We start from the raw sequence: 17557 nt of genomic DNA on the forward strand, positions 1-17557 counted from the left end.
CTACCAATTTAACTGCCAAGGTTGGTTGTCACAAAAGCTTAAAAGTGTATTTAACTGCGCTGCATGCTGTCCTTCTTGCATCGGCGCACAAAAGCAATAATGCTGGTCGCGATATTGAAAACGCAGCGCGTACGCATGTAAATAGGTGCGATCGCTGGCCTCGGCGCCATACAGGGTATCGCCCAGAATTGGTGCCGATAATGACTTCATAGCAACACGGAGCTGATGTGTTTTGCCACTGAAAGGCTTTAACACCATGCCCCTTAGTCCCGGTGCCAGCGAGTAGCTATAAAATCGGGTAATGGCCGGGTTTTCCTGGGTTTTAAGTAGCTTGAAAGCGCCGCGCCGGGCTTTGCCCATGTCACCTTTGATCCACCCCTGCTTCTTTTTCGGTTTTGCCGTACAGAGCGCCATATAGAATTTATCTACTTCATGGGCACTGAACATCGCCGTGAACGTCGTCGCCGCCGCGCTGCTTTTTGGTAGCAGCACTAAACCTGAGGTCACCTTATCAAGGCGATGCACGGGGTAGAACTTAGTGTCCAATTGCTGCTGGGCTATGGCCACCAGCCCCGGCTCGTTATCCTGCGAGTGAAAATCCATCCCCGCCGGTTTATATACAACGGTGAAATCGCTGTCATCATTGATGACTGTGAGGGTACTCATTGAAGTGCGCTTATCACTCGCGCTAGGTCTTCTTCGGTATCCACTCCCGCAGCGGGCACCTGTTTGGCTTCGGCCACGTTAATGGTGAAGCCATGATAAAGCACACGTAATTGCTCAAGCGACTCCAGTTGCTCTAAAGGCGATGGCGCCAAGCCGATATACTCATTAATAAAACCTGCGCGATAGGCATAGATACCGATATGGCGTTGCATGTGGCGAATGTCTAACTCGCAGCTTTTTGTTAGTAACGCATCGCGATGATAAGGGATCGGCGCGCGGGAAAAATAAAGCGCTTGCTGTGCGGTGTTACTCACCACCTTTACTGCATTGGGATTGAGCGCCTCTTCGCGGTCTATAATCGCCGTCGACAGGGTGGCCATCGGGGCGTCGTTACCACTGAGCAATTGCGCCACTTGGGCGACATTTTCTGGCGCTAGTAACGGCTCATCGCCTTGCACATTAACCACCAGCGTGTCGTCATCTAGCGCTAGCTTAGCTACGACCTCGGCTAAACGCTCTGTGCCAGATTGGTGATCTTCCCGGGTCATCACCACGGGGGCGCCGAAGCCCTCGCACACGGTCGCCACATCAACGTGATCGGTGGCCACGTAAACCGCCGTCGCGCCAGATAACACCGCACGCTCATAGACGTGCTGAATCATTGGCTTGCCGGCTATATCAGCCAGCGGTTTGCCTGGTAAGCGTGTAGAGGCGTAGCGTGCGGGAATAATAACTACGAATTCCACTGCTCAACCTCGTCACTGCTCAACTCTCGCGCTTCGTTTTCCAACAGTACCGGAATGTCATCACGAATTGGGTAAGCCAGTTTCGCAGCGGTACTAATGAGTTCTTGATTGTCTTTATCGTAGCGCAACTTTCCCTTACAAACTGGGCAGGCAATAATTTCTAAGAGCTTAGTATCGAACGCCATTTACAGCACCCCTTTACGTTTTAAAATAGTTGTTAATTGAGTTTCCAAAACCTGGTTGGCCTTGGCATCTACGCGTAAATAATAACACTGCCGATGGGCGAAAGTACGACATTTTACCGCATCTTTCTCTGTCATATAGACAGCCTGTTCGCCAAACTGGGTTAAATCCGATGCTTGATAATGGTGATGGTCACGATAATGCACGGCTTCACTAATAGCCACACCAATTGCTTGCAGGCTCTGCTCAAAGCGCTCCGGATTACCAATAGCACTGATGGCCACGCCTTTTGCAAAAGGGGGCGATAGCGGTTGCTCATCAGCAACCCCATAAAGCCCGGATGAGGCTAACTGATAACTGGCTTGTCCTGCTTGCTCACCATTGTAGATCACCAAATCGACAGATTTTAGCCGCCCTTGACCCTCGCGCAACGGCCCTGCGGGGAGCAGTAAGCCATTGCCAAAGCGCCGCGCGGCATCGACTATACATAATTCAATATCGCGCTCTAGCGCGTAATGCTGCAGGCCATCATCGCTGAGAATGACATCGACACTTTGTAGCGCCAGCAGTTTTTCTATGCTGGCCTTGCGATCGCCGCCAATCACCACCGTACATCCGCTGCGTTTGGCCAGTAGCACCGGCTCATCGCCGCCTTGATGGGGCTCGGTGTCCGCTGTGACCACAAAGGGCGTCTCTGGGGGGTGGCTGCCATAGCCACGGGAAATAATACCAACGCGCTTACCGCGTTGCTGCAACAGCTCGGCCAGATAGAGTGTCATGGGCGTTTTACCATTACCACCCACACTGATATTACCCACGACAATCACTGGTACTGGCGCCCGGTAGGCCGCGAATAGACCCAAACGATAGCCTAGGCGACGAGCATAACTAATCAGCCAGTATAAGGCCGTTAACGGCAATAACAGCAACGTAATCAGGCTCACTCGGCGAAACCAAGAGCGCTCTATCGCAGCGCCGATGCCGTTATCGGCGCGACTCATTGCCCCTCGCCTTGCTGCATTTTTGCCAGCGCCGCATAGGTACCGTTGGCATTTAACAGTTCGCCATGGGTGCCCTGTTCAATAATTTGTCCATGGTCGAGCACATATATGCAATCTACTTGCTCTATGGTCGACAAACGGTGGGCGATAATAATCGCGGTTTTATCTTTCATCAACGACTCAAGCGCTTGCTGGATTAACTTTTCCGACTCGGTATCGAGTGCTGAGGTAGCCTCATCAAGAATCAGTATGGGTGCATCTTTAACCAGAGCCCTAGCAATGGCAATACGCTGGCGCTGACCCCCAGAGAGCATGACACCGTCTTCACCAATCATGGTATTTAAGCCTTGCGGCAAGTCTTTAACAAACTCCCACACATGTGCTTTTTTAGCCACTTCGATTAGGGCTTGCTCGCTCAGAGGTTGTGCCAAGCCATACATAATATTATTGGCGATCGTATCGTTAAATAGCACCACCTGTTGCGAGACAATAGCAAACTGTTGACGCAGGCTCGCCAGAGTCAACTCATTGGTGGCAATACCATCGAGTTTAATCGCCGATGCCGGCTCGACGTCATAGTAACGCGGTAATAAATTCGACAGCGTCGACTTACCCGAGCCCGAACGCCCGACCAGGGCGATATTTTGCCCCGGGGTAATATCCAGTGACAATGATTTTAATACCGGCTCTGCAACATCGGGGTAATGGAAGGTCAAGTCGGTAATTTGAATATGCCCTTTGGCTTTTTCCAATACGTGCGTGCCGGTGTCTTTTTCCTGTTCGGTATCAAGCACGGTGAAGATACTTTGCGCAGCGGCGATACCTCGTTGCAGCTCGCTGTTAACATTGGATAGCTGTTTCAGTGGGCGTAGCATCAGCATCATCGACGAGATCAGGCTGACAAAGGTTCCTGAGGTAATTGAGTTAAGCATGCTGGGCATGGAGATAAGCACTAAGATCACCGCCATAGATGAGGCCGCAAGAATTTGAATGACCGATACGCTCAGCGCTTTGGTGGCATCCATTTTGACCCGTTGCAGGCGGTTGATATTGTTAACATGGGCAAAGCGCTCGGTTTCCTGTTGCTGGCCATTAAAACCATGGATCACTTTGTGCCCTGAGAGCATCTGCTCTGAGCAACGGGTAACATCACCCATGGCATTTTGAATATTTTTGGAAATACGGCGAAAACGCTTAGACACCACAGTCACGATGATGGCAACAATCGGCGTGATCACTAAAAACACCAGCGACAGCTTCCAACTGGCGGCAAACATCACCACCAATAAAAACGCCACATACGCCCCTTCGCGCACCAGCACCAACAAGGCTTTGGTAATAGCCTGTTGCACCTGCTCGGTATCAAAGGTGATCTTTGAGATAAGCTCACCATTGGAGTGCTTATCATGAAAACTCACCGGGAGATTAAGCATGTGTTGGAATAAGTCTTGGCGTAATGAGCGCACCACTTGCGAACCCACATAGGCTAAACAGTAACTGGACACAAAGTTAAATGCGCCGCGCCCTAATACCAACGCAATCACAACAAAAGGAGCCCAAGTCAAAACAGCGCTGTTACGCTCAGTTAAACCTTCATCGATAAATGGCTGCATTAGCCACACAAAGGTGGCATCCATTGCTGAATACCCTAGCATGCCAATAATGGCGACAATGGCGGCGGCTTTATAAGTCTTTACATAACCAAGTAGTCGCTTATAACTTTGGGAGGCGCTTTGCTGCATAATACTCTCGAATCAACGCAATAGCGGGTATTGTAGCTTTAGCAAAGCAAAAACAAAACTCAATCACTGATAAACCAATAGCTTTTGTCTGCTTTTGCTGTTTTTATCTGCATTTCGGTGTCATAAAACTGCACCCGAATACCACCTTGCAATTTAGTTTGGTATTGCCCAGCATTGTGCGCAGCAAAACGTGCGAACACCTCGGGGTGTGGCATCTGCCAATTGCGACGGGCGCCACTTGAGTGAATCACCACCTTAGGCTTGGCTTGTTTAATAAACGCAGCGCTAGAAGAGCTGTCACTGCCATGGTGGGCACTGACCAAGACATCCACTGGCCTTATTTTATCTTGCGTTAACAGCTGCTGCTCTTCTCGCTCGGTGATATCGCCGCTTAGTAGCACATTGTATTTGCCATCACTGATGTGCACCACACAAGAGTTAGCATTGTCATTTTGCTGATTGCTGTGCGGCCAAATAGAGCGAACAGTCAAGCCATGCCAGCTCAATTCGCTCATTCTACAGATACCTGGATTACCATTATGAAAGGATTTTAAGGTGTGTCCATACCCTGCTTGTAGCCAGTGCTCTAGCCCGCCAGCATGGTCATTATCGCTGTGTGAAATAATGGTATGCTCGACCTGCAAGCCTCGCGCGTTAATGATAGGTAGCAAGGTATTTTTAACTATCGAGTAGCGCGAGAAATAACTAGGTCCGAGATCATAAACCAAGGCTTTGCCCTGGCGGCTGATCACTATGCTCAGCCCATGCCCGACATCAAGCACATCAAGTTGCCATCTGGGTTGATAAACCCATTGCTGTGCACAATAGCCAACAAACAATCCCCCTGCATAACACACGGGCCATAAACTGGGTTTTATTAGCATAGCAATAACTGCAAGGTAGTAAATAATAACCACTGTGATATCAAGCTCACCGGTGGACAACCAAAGTGCAGGGCCAAGCTCTACCACCCTTTCTAACGTCGAGGATAGCGCCAAGTCCAATTGACGCAATAGCCATAGCATTGGTTCGCTGAACCCAGTTAATACCACGACAATCAGTAAAGGCAATAAAATAAAGCTGACAAAAGGCACGGCAACCAGATTAACCGGGGCACTGGCCCATGAAAACCCACCGAACGTCGCTGCACTCAATGGCGCTAAGGCAATAAACAACCATAGCTGAATGAACATATAACGACTAAGCCAGTGCCATCGTTGCGACTGCACCAAAGCAATAACGATGGCCGCCACAGCCAGAAAAGAAAACCACAGCCCGATATTAAGTAACGCGAACGGGTTCGCTAACAACACGCAGGCCAAGGCGATAAGCAAGCAGCGCGACAACGAATAGTGTTGTCGTGAAAAATACAGCCAAACAAAAACGGCTAACATCAGCCAAGCTCGTTGAGCACTGATAGGCAGCGCGCATAACAGCACAAATATACCAGATATTAAAAGCGCCACACCTGCCACTAATCGGTTTGTAAGGGCCTGTTGCCATTGTCCTGAGCGCACCCCATGGGCGACACACCAAAGCGCGCACTTAATACCCATAAAGCACAGCCCGTACAGCAAAGAGATATGCAACCCGGAAATGGCTAATAAATGGATAATACCGCTGTGTTTGAAGAACTGATTGTGCTTGGGCTCTATATCACTGCGTTCGGCGCTTAGTAGTGCTAAGTATACGCCTTTTAACTCAAGCGGTTGCAGCTGCGCTTTCAACCAACTCAGGTAACGCTGCCTTGTCGACGGCGGTGCGTTAGTAATCGTTATGTTTTTAGCTGAGCTTCCCGTGAAACTGAATCCATGTAGAAACCCATAAATTCGCCTATCGAGCACATCGTAGTTAACACGCCAGCGTTTCGATTTGACGCGCATATCAGCGCTCAGCTTAGCGCCAATTGCGACAGGCTGGTTGGCGTGCACCGCTACACTAAGTAAATGGTTTTGATAAAAAGGAACAGCGTAACCGGCCACATCATTAAGACGCAAGGTGACAAATTGAGTTGCCCCCAATACCCGTGTTTGTTGAACTGTGCCATGCACGTCAACGTATGCACCACTCAACGATGGTCCATGCCAGGTAAATATAAGTTGGTGGTAAACCAGGGTATAGCCAATGGCGAAGACCACACCGCGAATAAAGCCTAAAAATACACCACAATACACCCTGATTATTGCCATTATAGGTATTATGATAAAAAGTACTGGCAGTGACGGGGTGAAAAGTGACAAAATACACCCGAACGCGAATCCACTGCACACCGCAATAGATGTACAGGGCCCTATCCCATGGCGAAGAAAACCATTCAACGGTTTTTACCCGATCACAATAAGATTAAACAGCAAAAGTCGCTACGCATATTTGGGCGATTTTTACATGACGCTAATCTGTGGCATTTAAACAGACGATCGGCGCGAGGTGCCTTTTCCGTAGGCCTATTTTTCGCATTCATTCCGGTTCCCTTCCAGATGATTTTAGCGGCTGCTGTGGCAATACCTCTGCGGGTCAACCTGCCTTTGTCCATCGCCCTAGTGTGGATCACCAACCCTTTGACTATGCCGCCGATTTTCTATTTTTCTTATTTGGTTGGTACGTGGATCTTAGGGCATCAAGAGCAAGCCTTTTACTTTGAGGCAAGTTGGCAATGGCTGAGTGACAGCCTCACAACCATTGGGCCTGCGTTTTTAGTAGGTTCGCTGGTGTGTGGCACTGTCGCCGCGCTTATTAGCTTTATAGTAGTTGATTTTTTGTGGTGTCGCGGTGTTAAAAAAGCATGGCAAGCTCGAAACTCTGACCATGACAGCTAAATTTAAGCCATAAAAAAACCGCCAGTTGGCGGTTTTTTTATGCGTATAACACTTACAGGATGTCGATAAGCTCGATATCGAAAATAAGTGTTGAATAAGGAGCAATTGCTGCACCTGCACCACGCTCACCGTAAGCAAGGTCATGCGGCACATACAAGCGCCACTTTGAACCTGTAGGCATCATTTGTAACGCCTCGGTCCAACCTTTAATAACACCACCTACTGGGAACTCTGCAGGTTCGCCGCGCTCGTAAGAGCTATCAAATACAGTACCGTTGATAAGTGCACCATGGTAATGAGTGCGAACGGTCACATCAGCGCTAGGCTTGTCACCTTCGCCCTGTTCGATTACTTCGTACTGTAGACCCGATTCAGTCACTGTTACTTCTGCACGCTTCGCGTTGTCAGCTAGAAAAGCTTCGCCTTCTGCGGCCAATACTTTTGCTTCTTCTTCGCGGCGTTGCTGAATCTCAGCGTTAATTTTTTCAAACGCTGCCTGGATTTCAGGGATTTCTACTTGGAAGCTTTCACCGGTAAAGGCATCCTTCATTCCTTCAAACACGGAATTTACGTTCATTCCTTCGAAAGGGGTTGCTTTTAGTTGCTCACCCATTTGTAGGCCAATGCCGTAGCTTGCCTTTTCCGCGTCGGTATTAAATTTATCAGACATAAAGTTGTTCATCTTTTGTTTCTATAAATGCCTGCACAGGGTAACACACTGAAAAACGCACGTCAGTGCTGGCTAGAAAATCTAAGACGATGAGCGCTCATTTGCCGAACTATTGGCCACTTTTGCGCTGATCCAAGGCATTAACCAAACGAAAAGCAGCAAAGAGACAATGCTAAATACCCATAGCCAATAAGGGAGCCCTACAAATAATGGCTGGATCATGACCCCAAATACGATGATGCCCAAACAACTTATAATCAGTGCGCTTAAAATAGCCAAGGTGTTATCGTATTTTGTGATTAAATGGGCGGTAAGCAGGTTGAAACCAGCAATGGCAGTTAACGTCATAATCCAGTTTAGCTCGGCATCGCGAACGAGAGTTAACACCACATCCAAGCCCTGTGCATATAAAAATGCCACAATGCCCCAAGCAACAATACGCATTACATTATGCATGAGCGAGTAAATCCTAATAGGTTAATAGCCGCCATTATAACGGGAAGCAAAACGAAAAAAACCGCCAATGAGGCGGTTTTGGGAATGAGGTGGCGGAGAGATAGGGATTCGAACCCTAGATGGGCTATTAACCCATGCCGGTTTTCAAGACCGGTGCATTCAACCGCTCTGCCATCTCTCCGAATTGGCGCGCATATTAATGACTTTTGCTGGCGCTGTAAAGCGTTTTAAATCAATTTAGTAATATTGCCGAGGGCGCTTAGCGATCAGCGCACAAATAACACAGCCTATAAGCGCCAACAGTGCAAAAATCACACTTTGGGTAATAAGTTCTGGCCGTTGATTCTTACTGGCAGGAACAATGAGCAAACACAAAGCCGGTAATGCACTGAAACACAAAATATAAGCGGAGACCTTAAGTGCACGTAAAAAGCCAAAACGTTTAGTGTAAAGCATCCAAATGGCGATAAACACGACTACGGCCATGGCGCTCAAGGTGATGTAAAGAGGCGCTTTGGTTAGCATCGCCACATAGGTCGTTAATAACGCCCCAACGACACCCCAGAAAGTCCATAAGCCCCAGCGTTCTTTCTCTCTTAAAAATAGGTTACCCATAGCAATACATCTTCTTCTTATTATTTATTAGGGTCTGCTCAAAACTTAGCCTAACAAAAATAATCATGATAAAAAACCGAGCATTTAGATTATTTTCCCGTTAATTTGGCGAAATTCGACACACAATAACAAATAAAAGGTTAATGAAAGATGACTCATTCGTAGCTGCGGGCACAATATAATGCTCGTTGCCCGCACAGGGCGTTTGACACTAACTTATTAAAATAGTTCACAGCGAGTCGGTAAAAAAATCAGCGACTTGGTGGCGACGCTTCTTCGGACAATCCACAGTGGGCGTTCCCAAGTAAAGGAAGCCGACAATTTCGTCGTCATCAGTGAGCTTTAAAGCCTGTTTAACTGTGGCTGATTTCGCAAATGCACCCGTTCGCCAAATACCCGATAAACCTTGGGCAAATGCCGCTTGTTGCATAGCAAATGTCGCGCAGCTAGCACTGGCCACTTGCTCGACCCACGGCACTTTATCGTGTCCAATGTACTTCATGATACAGACGATCACCATTGGAGCTCGCGCAGGCAATGACGCTGCACGCTCAATCACTCGCTCGCCCATGTCTTCTTTTTGCGCCGCCTGTAAGAAAATATCACCTAGCTTTTCGCGCTGGCGTTCTTGTAAAACGACGAATTTCCACGGCGCAAGGTGGCCATGATCGGGTACTCTCAGTGCCGCTTGTTGAATAAGTTCAAGTTGTTGAGCATTAGGCCCGGGAAAAGAAAGCTGGCTATCAGATTGACGATTTAATAAAAGCTCTTTTGCATTCATGGCTATATATGAGAATGTGAATAATTAGCAAAAGAGTACCATATTCAAGCGATGATAAAAATGGCCCAAACGGGCCATAGAGTTGTAGCTACTGAGAATGAGTGGCTAGCACCTGGCGTTATTCACGAGGTGCTGGACGCAGGTAATAATCGAGGCTGACAAAACGACCACCACCATAGAAAAATAGCGCCAACAACATGGCAAAATAGATACTCGCAAACTCAATACCGTTATTAAGAATGACGATGTTGCCGGTTTCATATAAATACTCAGGGCGGCCGTTTTCGCCAATCAGCTGCTTCATAATATCGAGCCGCTGCTTAGCTTGTATGGAGTTCTCTAGACTCTGCTGCGCTCCTGGAACCCCTACCCAATCAAGCACTTTTGCGGCACTGGTATCTGGGTTAGTTGGTGTAATGGCAAACCAGCCATTATGCCAATGCACGGTTGTAGCGGCCACAACCATGGTAAACATTAAAGGGATGCTCACTAAGCGTGTAAACAAGCCAACAAGGATGAGCCATCCACCTAAAAACTCAGTCCAACCGGCTAAAAAAGCAAGTACCTCAGCAAATGGTAGGCCCAAGCCCCAGTCGCTATTGCCGAACCAAGCAATGACATTGGCATCGGCGAGTAGTCGTTGCGACCACGCAAGGTCGCTATTAGCAAGGTTGAGTTTATTAAAGCCCGCGATGATCATCACCGGGGCAAGGATTAAACGCATACACAACGAGGGTAGCCCATCGAGAAAGCTGAGTTGTGATAGCAGTGAACGGTAAACACCGGTAACGGTGGTGAGCATAGGGCACCTTGGGTCTGAGTTAACTAATATTGATATAGCACACAGACCGCCGGGTGCCGGAAGTTATTTCATATTATTAACAGCAGTTAGCTTTTGCTTTGCTAGGCACTATTAAATTTCTCTCGCTACTAATAAGGCTTCTTTAATAGCTCGCTTTGCGTCAATTTCTGCGGCCAGCTTAGCACCACCTATCACATGGACTTGAGCACTATGTTGCTGATCAACTTGCTTAAATTGGGCATCATTGGCAGTTTGCCCAATGCAACCTATCACAGTATCAACATTCAGCACTTTTGCTTCGCCATTCACACGAATGTGTAACCCCTCGTTATCAAAACGCTCGTACTGACATTCACCAATTTGCTCCACGTCGTGCATCTTTGCCACTTTACGGTGGATCCAACCAGTGGTTTTCCCTAACCCTTTACCGAAGCGCCCGGCACTGCGCTTAAGCATATAAATCTTTCTATCGCTTTTATGCAGTTCAATGGGTTGCTCAATGCCCCACTGGGCTTTGAAATGCTCAACGCTTTGGTGATGTTGCTCGGTTAAAAACGCAACCATATCAAAACCTATCCCACCTGCACCTAAAATAGCGATCCGGTCGGTGAGCGTCACGTCACCGCGAATAACCTCGTCATAACGATAGATGCGTTTACCATCGGCGCATTCAATATCCGCTTCACGAGGCGACACCCCACAGGCGAATACCACATCATCGTATTTGCTAAGCATGGCCGGCTCATATGCCGTATTGGTTTGCAAATCAACGCCTTGACGCACCACCTCTTCACTGAAGTATTTGAGTGCTAATTGAAAGTCTTCTTTACCCGGAATACGCATGGCGAGATTGAACTGACCGCCTAAATCATTGGATTTTTCGATTAAGGTGACGTTATGACCACGTTGGCGTAAATAAATACTTGCTGCGAGTCCCGCAGGCCCAGCACCAACAACCAATACCTTTTTCGCTTTTGCGGCTTTTGTGATGGCGTAGTCAAGCTCGAATGCGGCCAGTGGGTTCACCAAGCAAGTGGCTCGTTGCCCTTTAAACACGTGATCCAGACAGCCTTGGTTACACCCTATGCAAATATTGATTTGTTCGCTGCGTTGTTGCGCATACTTATTAAAGAGCTCTGGGTCAGCAAGCAGTGGCCGAGCCATGGATATCATGTCGGCTTGACCTTGGTTTAAAATGCTATTGGCTATGTCCGGCGTGTTGATACGGTTGACAGCAATAACGGGCTTATCTGTTGCTTGTTTAAGGCGTTGTGAAGCTTCTCTAAAGGCCCCTGGCGGCACCATAGAAGCAATCGTTGGCACGCGCGCCTCATGCCAGCCAATGCCGGTGTTGAAAATATCAACGCCCGCCGCATCCAGCGCTTTGGCCTGAGCAGTAACCTCTTCGGCTGTCGAACCATCAGGAATTAAATCCATCACCGACAGGCGAAATACAATCATAAAGTCATCACTGACAGCAGCGCGCACGGCCGAGACTATTTCCTTAGCTAAACGCATACGGTTTTCATTGCTACCGCCGTATTCGTCGGTGCGCTTATTGGTATGCGGTGCCATAAATTCGTTTATTAAATAGCCTTCCGAGCCCATGATTTCGACACCATCATAACCGGCTTTTTGCGCTAGCTTGGCGCTTTTGGCAAAGTCTTTAACGGTGCTTTTTATCATTCCTACCGACATAGCCTTCGGCGTGTAAGGCGAAATAGGCGCCTGAATAGCGCTCGGCGCGCAGCTAAATGGGTGGTAGGCATACCGTCCAGCGTGAAGCAGTTGCAAACAAATCTTGCCACCATGCTTGTGCACGGCTTGGGTGTATTTTTTATGCTTTACTACATCAAATACACTGTTAAAGGAGGACGAAATAGGCGTAAGCTTACCGCGAATATTTGGACTATAACCGCCGGTGACGATGAGGCCCACGCCTCCCTTCGCGCGTTCTTCGTAGAATGCAGCGAGGCGTTTGCGATTATGCCACCCCTCTTCTAAACCGGTGTGCATAGAGCCCATCACGAGCCGGTTTCTTAATTCTCCATGCATCAATTTTAGTGGTTGTTCTAGCATGGTGTTACCCCTTTACTATTATCTGGTCATACCTGTTTCAGGGTAGCGATCTTTGCCACATTGAGCAAGCACTAGCGATACAGTATTCGCCAATATAAACACTTCGTTACTTTTTTCTGTTTAAACTTTTCAACCCTTTAGGCTAATATGGGATTCTATCCCGTACGCCCCCAAAATGGATAAAGTAAGGATCTGATTTTGATTAAAAAAGCAGTAAAGGCCACTTGGCATGGAATTAACTTCTCGCGCCAACTTTTGGTCAACATTCTTTTTATAGTGCTTGTTATCGCTATTATAGCGTCTATTGCAAGCGATGAAGGCGAGATTATCGTCCCTGACGGTGCCGTGCTGACACTTAACCTAAATGGCTATTTAGTTGAGCAGAAACGCTATGTTGACCCTCTCGATGCAGTATTTGCTGGACCGTTTGGGGGCCAAGATGAGCCGGCAGAAATTTTAGTTGATGACGTTGTTGATGTGATCAATAACGCTGCTAAAGATGATCGCATCACCGCTATGCTGCTCGATTTACAGCAGATGGGTGGCGCGCACATTAATAAACTCAATGCCGTTGCCGATGCCATTGACGCTTTCAAAGCGCAGGGCAAACCGGTTATTGCTACCGGCTATTATTACACCCAAAGCCAATATTACTTGGCAGCGCATGCTGACGAAGTAAATTTACATCCTTATGGCGGCGTTTCAATCGATGGTTTTGGTGTCTACCCAGTGTATTTCAAAGAAGCACTCGATAAACTTAAAGTGACGCAACACGTTTTCCGCGTCGGTACCTTTAAGTCTGCGGTTGAACCTTTGATTCGTAACGACATGTCCCCCGCTGCAAAAGAAGCGAATAAAGAGTGGCTTGGTGAATTGTGGCAGCAGTATAAAGATGAAATCACTGCACTACGTGGCTTCGATGCCAGCAACTTTGATGAAACCCTTGACGACTATTTACGCAAGCTTTCGCAAGTAGACGGGAACAGCGGTGAGTATGCGCAGCGTTTTGGTTGGGTGGATGCACTTAAAAATAATCAACAAATTCGTCAACAGATGGTCGATCTAGTCGGTTACGACGACGAAGGCAAAAACTTTTTACAAATTGGCTTTAACGATTACCTCGCATCGTTTAAATCGCCCATGCCATTCGAAAACCCAATCACGGAAAAGGTGGCGGTTATCGTTGCTAAAGGAACCATTGTTGATGGTGAGCGACGCGCTGGCGAAATCGGGGGAGACAGCACAGCAGCCCTCCTTCGTGAAGCCCGTGAAGATGACTTGGTAAAAGCCGTGGTATTACGCATTGATTCTGGTGGCGGCAGCATGTTTGCCTCAGAAGTCATTCGTCGCGAAGTCATCGCTCTTAAAGAAGCAGGCAAACCTGTAGTAGCGTCCATGGGTTCAGTCGCAGCTTCCGGCGGTTATTGGATTGCTTCTGCAGCCAATGAAATATGGGCTGCTCCAAGCACCATCACCGGTTCAATCGGCGTATTTGGCACAATCATGACATTTGAAGACAGTGCTGCCGAGTTGGGAGTATATTCTGATGGTGTGGGGACGACGGAACTGAAAGGCTCATCCATTCTGTTGGGTCTAAAAGATAAGATGGCACAAGCGATTCAAATGAGTGTTGAGAATGCCTACGAGCGCTTTTTGAATGTGGTTGCACAATCTCGCAACATGAGCCCTGCTGAGGTGGATGATATCGCCCAAGGTCGAGTGTGGATTGCAACGCAAGCAAAAGAGCTCGGGTTAGTGGACAAGCTTGGTGATAAAGACGCAGCCATCAGCGCTGCCGCTGAAATGGCCAGCCTCAAGCAGTATGACGTTAAACTCATTGAGCAACAGCTGACGCCGCGTGAGCAACTGTTAAATAGCTTATTGAGCTCATCCATGGTTAGCACGCTAATCGATAAGCAGACCCCGGCAAGCGCAAAACTTGGTGCGACCATGCAGGTCAACAGCTTACTAAAACAGGTTGAGCAGCAGGTTCAGAGTTTACAAAACTACAATGACCCTGATGGCATCTACGCTAAGTGCTTGGTATGTCGTGTTTCTAACTAGCGCTTAAAGCCTGGAATGATATACTAGCCCGATGAATTTCATCGGGCTTTTTTTATGAAACGTAAACGCATTTATATCGCTTATACAGGCGGTACCATAGGTATGAAAAAATCGAGCCAAGGCTATGTGCCAGCGGCGGGATTTTTAACCGAAACGGTGAAAAACAGTGCTGAATTTAATCGCGACGAGATGCCGCTGTTTGACATTGAAGAATACTGCCCGCTGATCGATTCTTCTGATATGTCACCGGCGCATTGGCAGATGATAGCCGACGATATTAAAGCCAAGTACCACGACTACGATGGTTTTGTGGTACTTCATGGCACCGATACCATGGCCTACACCGCGTCTGCCTTATCGTTTATGTTTGAAAACCTGACCAAACCGGTCATTATTACCGGCTCGCAAATTCCATTGTCACAGCTGCGCTCAGATGGCCAAGTGAACCTCCTAAATGCGATGTATTTAGCAGCTAACTACCCCATTGCAGAAGTAAGCCTGTTTTTTAATAATCAGCTATTTAGAGGCAATCGCGCCACCAAAATCCACGCCGATGGGTTCAATGCGTTTGACTCTCCAAATTTGCCGCCGCTGGCAAAAGCAGGGATTAACATTCGGCTACTAGAAGGCCAGCTAAGCCCCTATATCGACAACGATTTACAAGTCTCGCGCATCACCCCTCAAGCTATTGCCGTGCTGCACTTATACCCCGGGATCAGCGCCGATGTGGTCAGCTCTATTATTAATGACGATATTAAAGCGCTCATCTTACTGAGTTTTGGTGTCGGTAATGCGCCTCAAAACCACGAGTTTCTGGAGCTGTTAGCAAATGCGAACGAACGTGGCATTATCGTCGTAAACCTTACCCAGTGTTTACAAGGGCAAGTTAATATGGGCGGCTACGCTACGGGCAATGCGCTGTTAAACGTCGGTGTGATCAGTGGCTATGATATGACCCTAGAGGCCTGCCTCAGTAAGTTACACTACTTGCTAAGCAAAAACGCGAGCCCGCAAAGTATTCGCCATTTAATGCAAGATAACTTGCGCGGAGAGTTGAGTCGCTAATTGATATTTTAGGCACAGCAGCGACTGTGCCTTTTATTGCATAGCGGTATTTATCTGCACGCGTAGTTCACTAGCGCAACAAATAAGCCGCTGCCTGTACCAACTCGCTTTGCAAAAGCCCCATCACAGGGCGTGATTCACATCATAAACCACTTGGTCTGCTTTTATGGTTTGCTGAACCTGTAATTGCTCAAGTTGCTCCGGCTCAACGCGCAGCGGGTCTTTATCAAGAATAACGAAATCAGCTAACTTCCCTACCTCTAACGTCCCTTTATTTGGCTCTTCAAAGTACTGCCAAGCCGCCCACTCTGTCATAGATTTCAAAGCGATATAAGGGCTCACTTGATGGTGCGCCCCCAACACTTTGCCAGAGCGTGTCTTACGATTAACAGTTGTTGATAACACGCGTAATGGGTTGGGCTTTACCACAGGTGCATCATGATGTTGGGTAAAGCGCATGGCGTGTTTTTGCGCCCACCCTGTGGGAGAAATATTCTCAGCACGCTCCAGTCCTAATACTTCATCTCGGTGCCAATCTCCCCAATAGAAGGTATGCATAGAGAAAAAAGACGGGATCACTGCTAGCTGTTTCATACGTTTAAGCTGATCTTCACGAACAGTTTGCGCGTGGATCATCACCGTCCTGCGACCTGCCTGCTCAAATCTTGTCGCTGCGCTTTCTATATCTCGCAATAAGGCGTCTGCTGCGGCGTCGCCATTGGTATGAACAATCAGTTGCCAGTTGTTGGCATAGGCCTGTGCCACGAGCTTAGAGCGAGCCTTATCATCAGCAATGGCTGGGTAGCCACGATACTCAGAGTTATACCCTGCTGGCGGATGAAGATAAGGTTTACTGAGCCAGGCTGTTTTCCCTTGAGGCGAGCCATCAAAACTCAATTTGACGCCGGCTATTCGTGCCCCGCCTTGGTAATCTTTGCTAGCGCCTTGTTCAAGCATAAAATCATATTCCTGCTCAAGATCAGGGTAGATAGCCACATCAATCGGCAAAGACTGCTTTTGCGCCCGTGCTAGCCAATACATACTGGTGCTTTTATCTGCACGACCTTCTTGAGCAGTGGTATAACCATTGGCCATGTAAAGGGCAAGACCTGCACTCGCTATTTCATCTTGTAATTGCTTATCAATGGCCGGAAAAACACTAAACAAGGGCTGAAAAATAGCCATTTCCTCAAGCACTCCATTCGCTTGATTAGAAAGTTCATCAATACGTATTACGCCGCCATCAATGTGTGGGGCCTGTGGTAAGTAACCCACCATTTCCAAGGCTTTGGTATTCATAACCCCCAAATGCCCGGACTGGTGCATAATCAAAATAGGTATTTCGCTGGAGACTGTGTCGAGCTCTGTGGCAGTTGGGTGCCGGCGCTGCGCCAGTTGTGAGTCGTCATACCCCATGCCAACGATCCAGCCGAGCTTTTTCGCTAACATAGGTTGACGCTGGTGCCATTGCGTTAAGGTGCTCAGCAACGCCTCAATAGAATTTACTTGGCCGTCAGGTCCTGGGAGTAAATCAGCACTCAACTGTGCCAAACCAGCATTGAAAAGGTGACTGTGGGCATCGATGAACCCAGGCAATAGCGCCTGCCCTTGTAAGTTCACTTGTTTAGTCTGCTCGCCAACATGATCATTTGCTTTATTAAGTTGACCGGTAAATAGGATCCGACCATCTTTGGTTGCAAGCGCCTCAACATACTGGGGGTCGTCACCGACCATCGTTAGAATCGGGCCGCCAAAGTATAGGGTATCGGCATTTGCGAGTTTATTTGCGGGTTGTTGAGGCTGAGTGCAGCCAATAATACCTACACTCAACAGTGCCAAACAGAGAATGCGTAACACTTTAAAGTCCTCAA

16 protein-coding genes and 1 tRNA gene are annotated in these 17557 nt (G+C 48.0%); 3 read left to right on the forward strand and 14 right to left on the reverse strand.

Annotated elements, in window-relative coordinates; all coding sequences use genetic code 11:
* From MHM93_RS00490 to MHM93_RS00515, 6 genes are read right to left on the reverse strand one after another with little or no spacing between them, the layout of a single operon-like run.
* The gene (locus MHM93_RS00490; protein WP_239447538.1) at positions 1-666 is read right to left on the reverse strand and encodes a TIGR01621 family pseudouridine synthase; all 666 of its coding nucleotides are present in this window, start codon (positions 664-666) and stop codon (positions 1-3) included.
* Positions 663-1412 carry a 3-deoxy-manno-octulosonate cytidylyltransferase gene (kdsB, locus tag MHM93_RS00495; protein WP_022944512.1) on the reverse strand — a complete coding sequence of 250 codons (750 nt, stop codon included), beginning with the start codon at positions 1410-1412 and terminating at the stop codon, positions 663-665. The genes MHM93_RS00490 and kdsB overlap by 4 nt, the downstream gene beginning before the upstream one ends.
* On the reverse strand, positions 1400-1597 hold the full coding sequence (locus tag MHM93_RS00500) for a Trm112 family protein (protein WP_045978843.1): 198 nt from the start codon (positions 1595-1597) through the stop codon (positions 1400-1402). The genes kdsB and MHM93_RS00500 overlap by 13 nt, the downstream gene beginning before the upstream one ends.
* The gene (gene lpxK / locus MHM93_RS00505) at positions 1598-2596 is read right to left on the reverse strand and encodes a tetraacyldisaccharide 4'-kinase (protein ID WP_239447539.1); all 999 of its coding nucleotides are present in this window, start codon (positions 2594-2596) and stop codon (positions 1598-1600) included.
* Positions 2593-4338, reverse strand: a complete 1746-nt coding sequence (gene msbA, locus MHM93_RS00510; protein ID WP_239407952.1) for a lipid A export permease/ATP-binding protein MsbA — start codon at positions 4336-4338, stop codon at positions 2593-2595. The genes lpxK and msbA overlap by 4 nt, the downstream gene beginning before the upstream one ends.
* Before the next feature lie 59 nt (positions 4339-4397).
* The gene (locus tag MHM93_RS00515; protein WP_239447540.1) at positions 4398-6527 is read right to left on the reverse strand and encodes a DNA internalization-related competence protein ComEC/Rec2; all 2130 of its coding nucleotides are present in this window, start codon (positions 6525-6527) and stop codon (positions 4398-4400) included.
* Positions 6528-6635: 108 nt separating this feature from the next.
* Between MHM93_RS00515 and MHM93_RS00520 the strand changes: the two genes are divergently transcribed.
* Entirely contained in the window at positions 6636-7154 is a 519-nt protein-coding gene (locus MHM93_RS00520; protein WP_053910494.1) for a DUF2062 domain-containing protein, read from the forward strand.
* 52 nt (positions 7155-7206) lie between these two features.
* On the opposite strand, the gene MHM93_RS00525 is transcribed toward MHM93_RS00520, so the two are convergent.
* The 7 genes from MHM93_RS00525 to MHM93_RS00555 form a co-directional block, all read right to left on the reverse strand.
* On the reverse strand, positions 7207-7824 hold the full coding sequence (locus MHM93_RS00525) for an FKBP-type peptidyl-prolyl cis-trans isomerase (RefSeq protein WP_239447541.1): 618 nt from the start codon (positions 7822-7824) through the stop codon (positions 7207-7209).
* An 81-nt stretch (positions 7825-7905) separates the two neighbouring features.
* On the reverse strand, positions 7906-8280 hold the full coding sequence (locus tag MHM93_RS00530) for a hypothetical protein (RefSeq protein WP_022946608.1): 375 nt from the start codon (positions 8278-8280) through the stop codon (positions 7906-7908).
* 90 nt (positions 8281-8370) lie between these two features.
* Positions 8371-8461: transfer RNA gene (locus MHM93_RS00535), tRNA-Ser, on the reverse strand.
* Between the two features lie 56 nt (positions 8462-8517).
* Positions 8518-8895: a hypothetical protein gene (locus tag MHM93_RS00540; RefSeq protein WP_022946607.1), complete on the reverse strand. Its 378-nt coding sequence runs from the start codon at positions 8893-8895 to the stop codon at positions 8518-8520.
* A gap of 229 nt (positions 8896-9124) precedes the next feature.
* A complete protein-coding gene (locus tag MHM93_RS00545) occupies positions 9125-9676 on the reverse strand; it encodes an NAD(P)H nitroreductase (protein ID WP_239447542.1) in 552 nt (183 codons plus the stop codon).
* A 118-nt stretch (positions 9677-9794) separates the two neighbouring features.
* The gene (locus MHM93_RS00550) at positions 9795-10478 is read right to left on the reverse strand and encodes a DoxX family protein (RefSeq protein ID WP_239447543.1); all 684 of its coding nucleotides are present in this window, start codon (positions 10476-10478) and stop codon (positions 9795-9797) included.
* Between the two features lie 111 nt (positions 10479-10589).
* Positions 10590-12557, reverse strand: a complete 1968-nt coding sequence (locus MHM93_RS00555) for an NADPH-dependent 2,4-dienoyl-CoA reductase (protein WP_239447544.1) — start codon at positions 12555-12557, stop codon at positions 10590-10592.
* Between the two features lie 198 nt (positions 12558-12755).
* On the opposite strand from MHM93_RS00555, the gene sppA reads away from it, so the two are divergent.
* Together sppA and ansA are read left to right on the forward strand one after the other, a co-directional pair.
* Positions 12756-14621, forward strand: a complete 1866-nt coding sequence (sppA, locus tag MHM93_RS00560) for a signal peptide peptidase SppA (RefSeq protein ID WP_239447545.1) — start codon at positions 12756-12758, stop codon at positions 14619-14621.
* 54 nt (positions 14622-14675) lie between these two features.
* The gene (gene ansA / locus MHM93_RS00565; protein ID WP_022946602.1) at positions 14676-15686 is read left to right on the forward strand and encodes an asparaginase; all 1011 of its coding nucleotides are present in this window, start codon (positions 14676-14678) and stop codon (positions 15684-15686) included.
* Between the two features lie 123 nt (positions 15687-15809).
* Here the strand turns inward: ansA and MHM93_RS00570 are convergent, their stop codons facing one another.
* The gene (locus MHM93_RS00570) at positions 15810-17543 is read right to left on the reverse strand and encodes an amidohydrolase (protein WP_239447546.1); all 1734 of its coding nucleotides are present in this window, start codon (positions 17541-17543) and stop codon (positions 15810-15812) included.
* Positions 17544-17557: the final 14 nt, after the last annotated feature.

The organism is Pseudoalteromonas sp. MM17-2, assembly GCF_022347945.1.
GTDB lineage: Bacteria > Pseudomonadota > Gammaproteobacteria > Enterobacterales > Alteromonadaceae > Pseudoalteromonas > Pseudoalteromonas ruthenica.

Bases quoted from the DNA above. Each gene is read 5' to 3' on its own strand.
- MHM93_RS00490 (WP_239447538.1), bottom strand. From the start codon at position 666: ATGAGTACCCTCACAGTCATCAATGATGACAGCGATTTCACCGTTGTA.
- MHM93_RS00500 (WP_045978843.1), bottom strand. From the start codon at position 1,597: ATGGCGTTCGATACTAAGCTCTTAGAAATTATTGCCTGCCCAGTTTGT.
- lpxK (WP_239447539.1), bottom strand. From the start codon at position 2,596: ATGAGTCGCGCCGATAACGGCATCGGCGCTGCGATAGAGCGCTCTTGG.
- msbA (WP_239407952.1), bottom strand. From the start codon at position 4,338: ATGCAGCAAAGCGCCTCCCAAAGTTATAAGCGACTACTTGGTTATGTA.
- MHM93_RS00515 (WP_239447540.1), bottom strand. From the start codon at position 6,527: ATGGCAATAATCAGGGTGTATTGTGGTGTATTTTTAGGCTTTATTCGC.
- MHM93_RS00520 (WP_053910494.1), top strand. From the start codon at position 6,636: ATGGCGAAGAAAACCATTCAACGGTTTTTACCCGATCACAATAAGATT.
- MHM93_RS00525 (WP_239447541.1), bottom strand. From the start codon at position 7,824: ATGTCTGATAAATTTAATACCGACGCGGAAAAGGCAAGCTACGGCATT.
- MHM93_RS00530 (WP_022946608.1), bottom strand. From the start codon at position 8,280: ATGCATAATGTAATGCGTATTGTTGCTTGGGGCATTGTGGCATTTTTA.
- MHM93_RS00540 (WP_022946607.1), bottom strand. From the start codon at position 8,895: ATGGGTAACCTATTTTTAAGAGAGAAAGAACGCTGGGGCTTATGGACT.
- MHM93_RS00545 (WP_239447542.1), bottom strand. From the start codon at position 9,676: ATGAATGCAAAAGAGCTTTTATTAAATCGTCAATCTGATAGCCAGCTT.
- MHM93_RS00550 (WP_239447543.1), bottom strand. From the start codon at position 10,478: ATGCTCACCACCGTTACCGGTGTTTACCGTTCACTGCTATCACAACTC.
- MHM93_RS00555 (WP_239447544.1), bottom strand. From the start codon at position 12,557: ATGCTAGAACAACCACTAAAATTGATGCATGGAGAATTAAGAAACCGG.
- ansA (WP_022946602.1), top strand. From the start codon at position 14,676: ATGAAACGTAAACGCATTTATATCGCTTATACAGGCGGTACCATAGGT.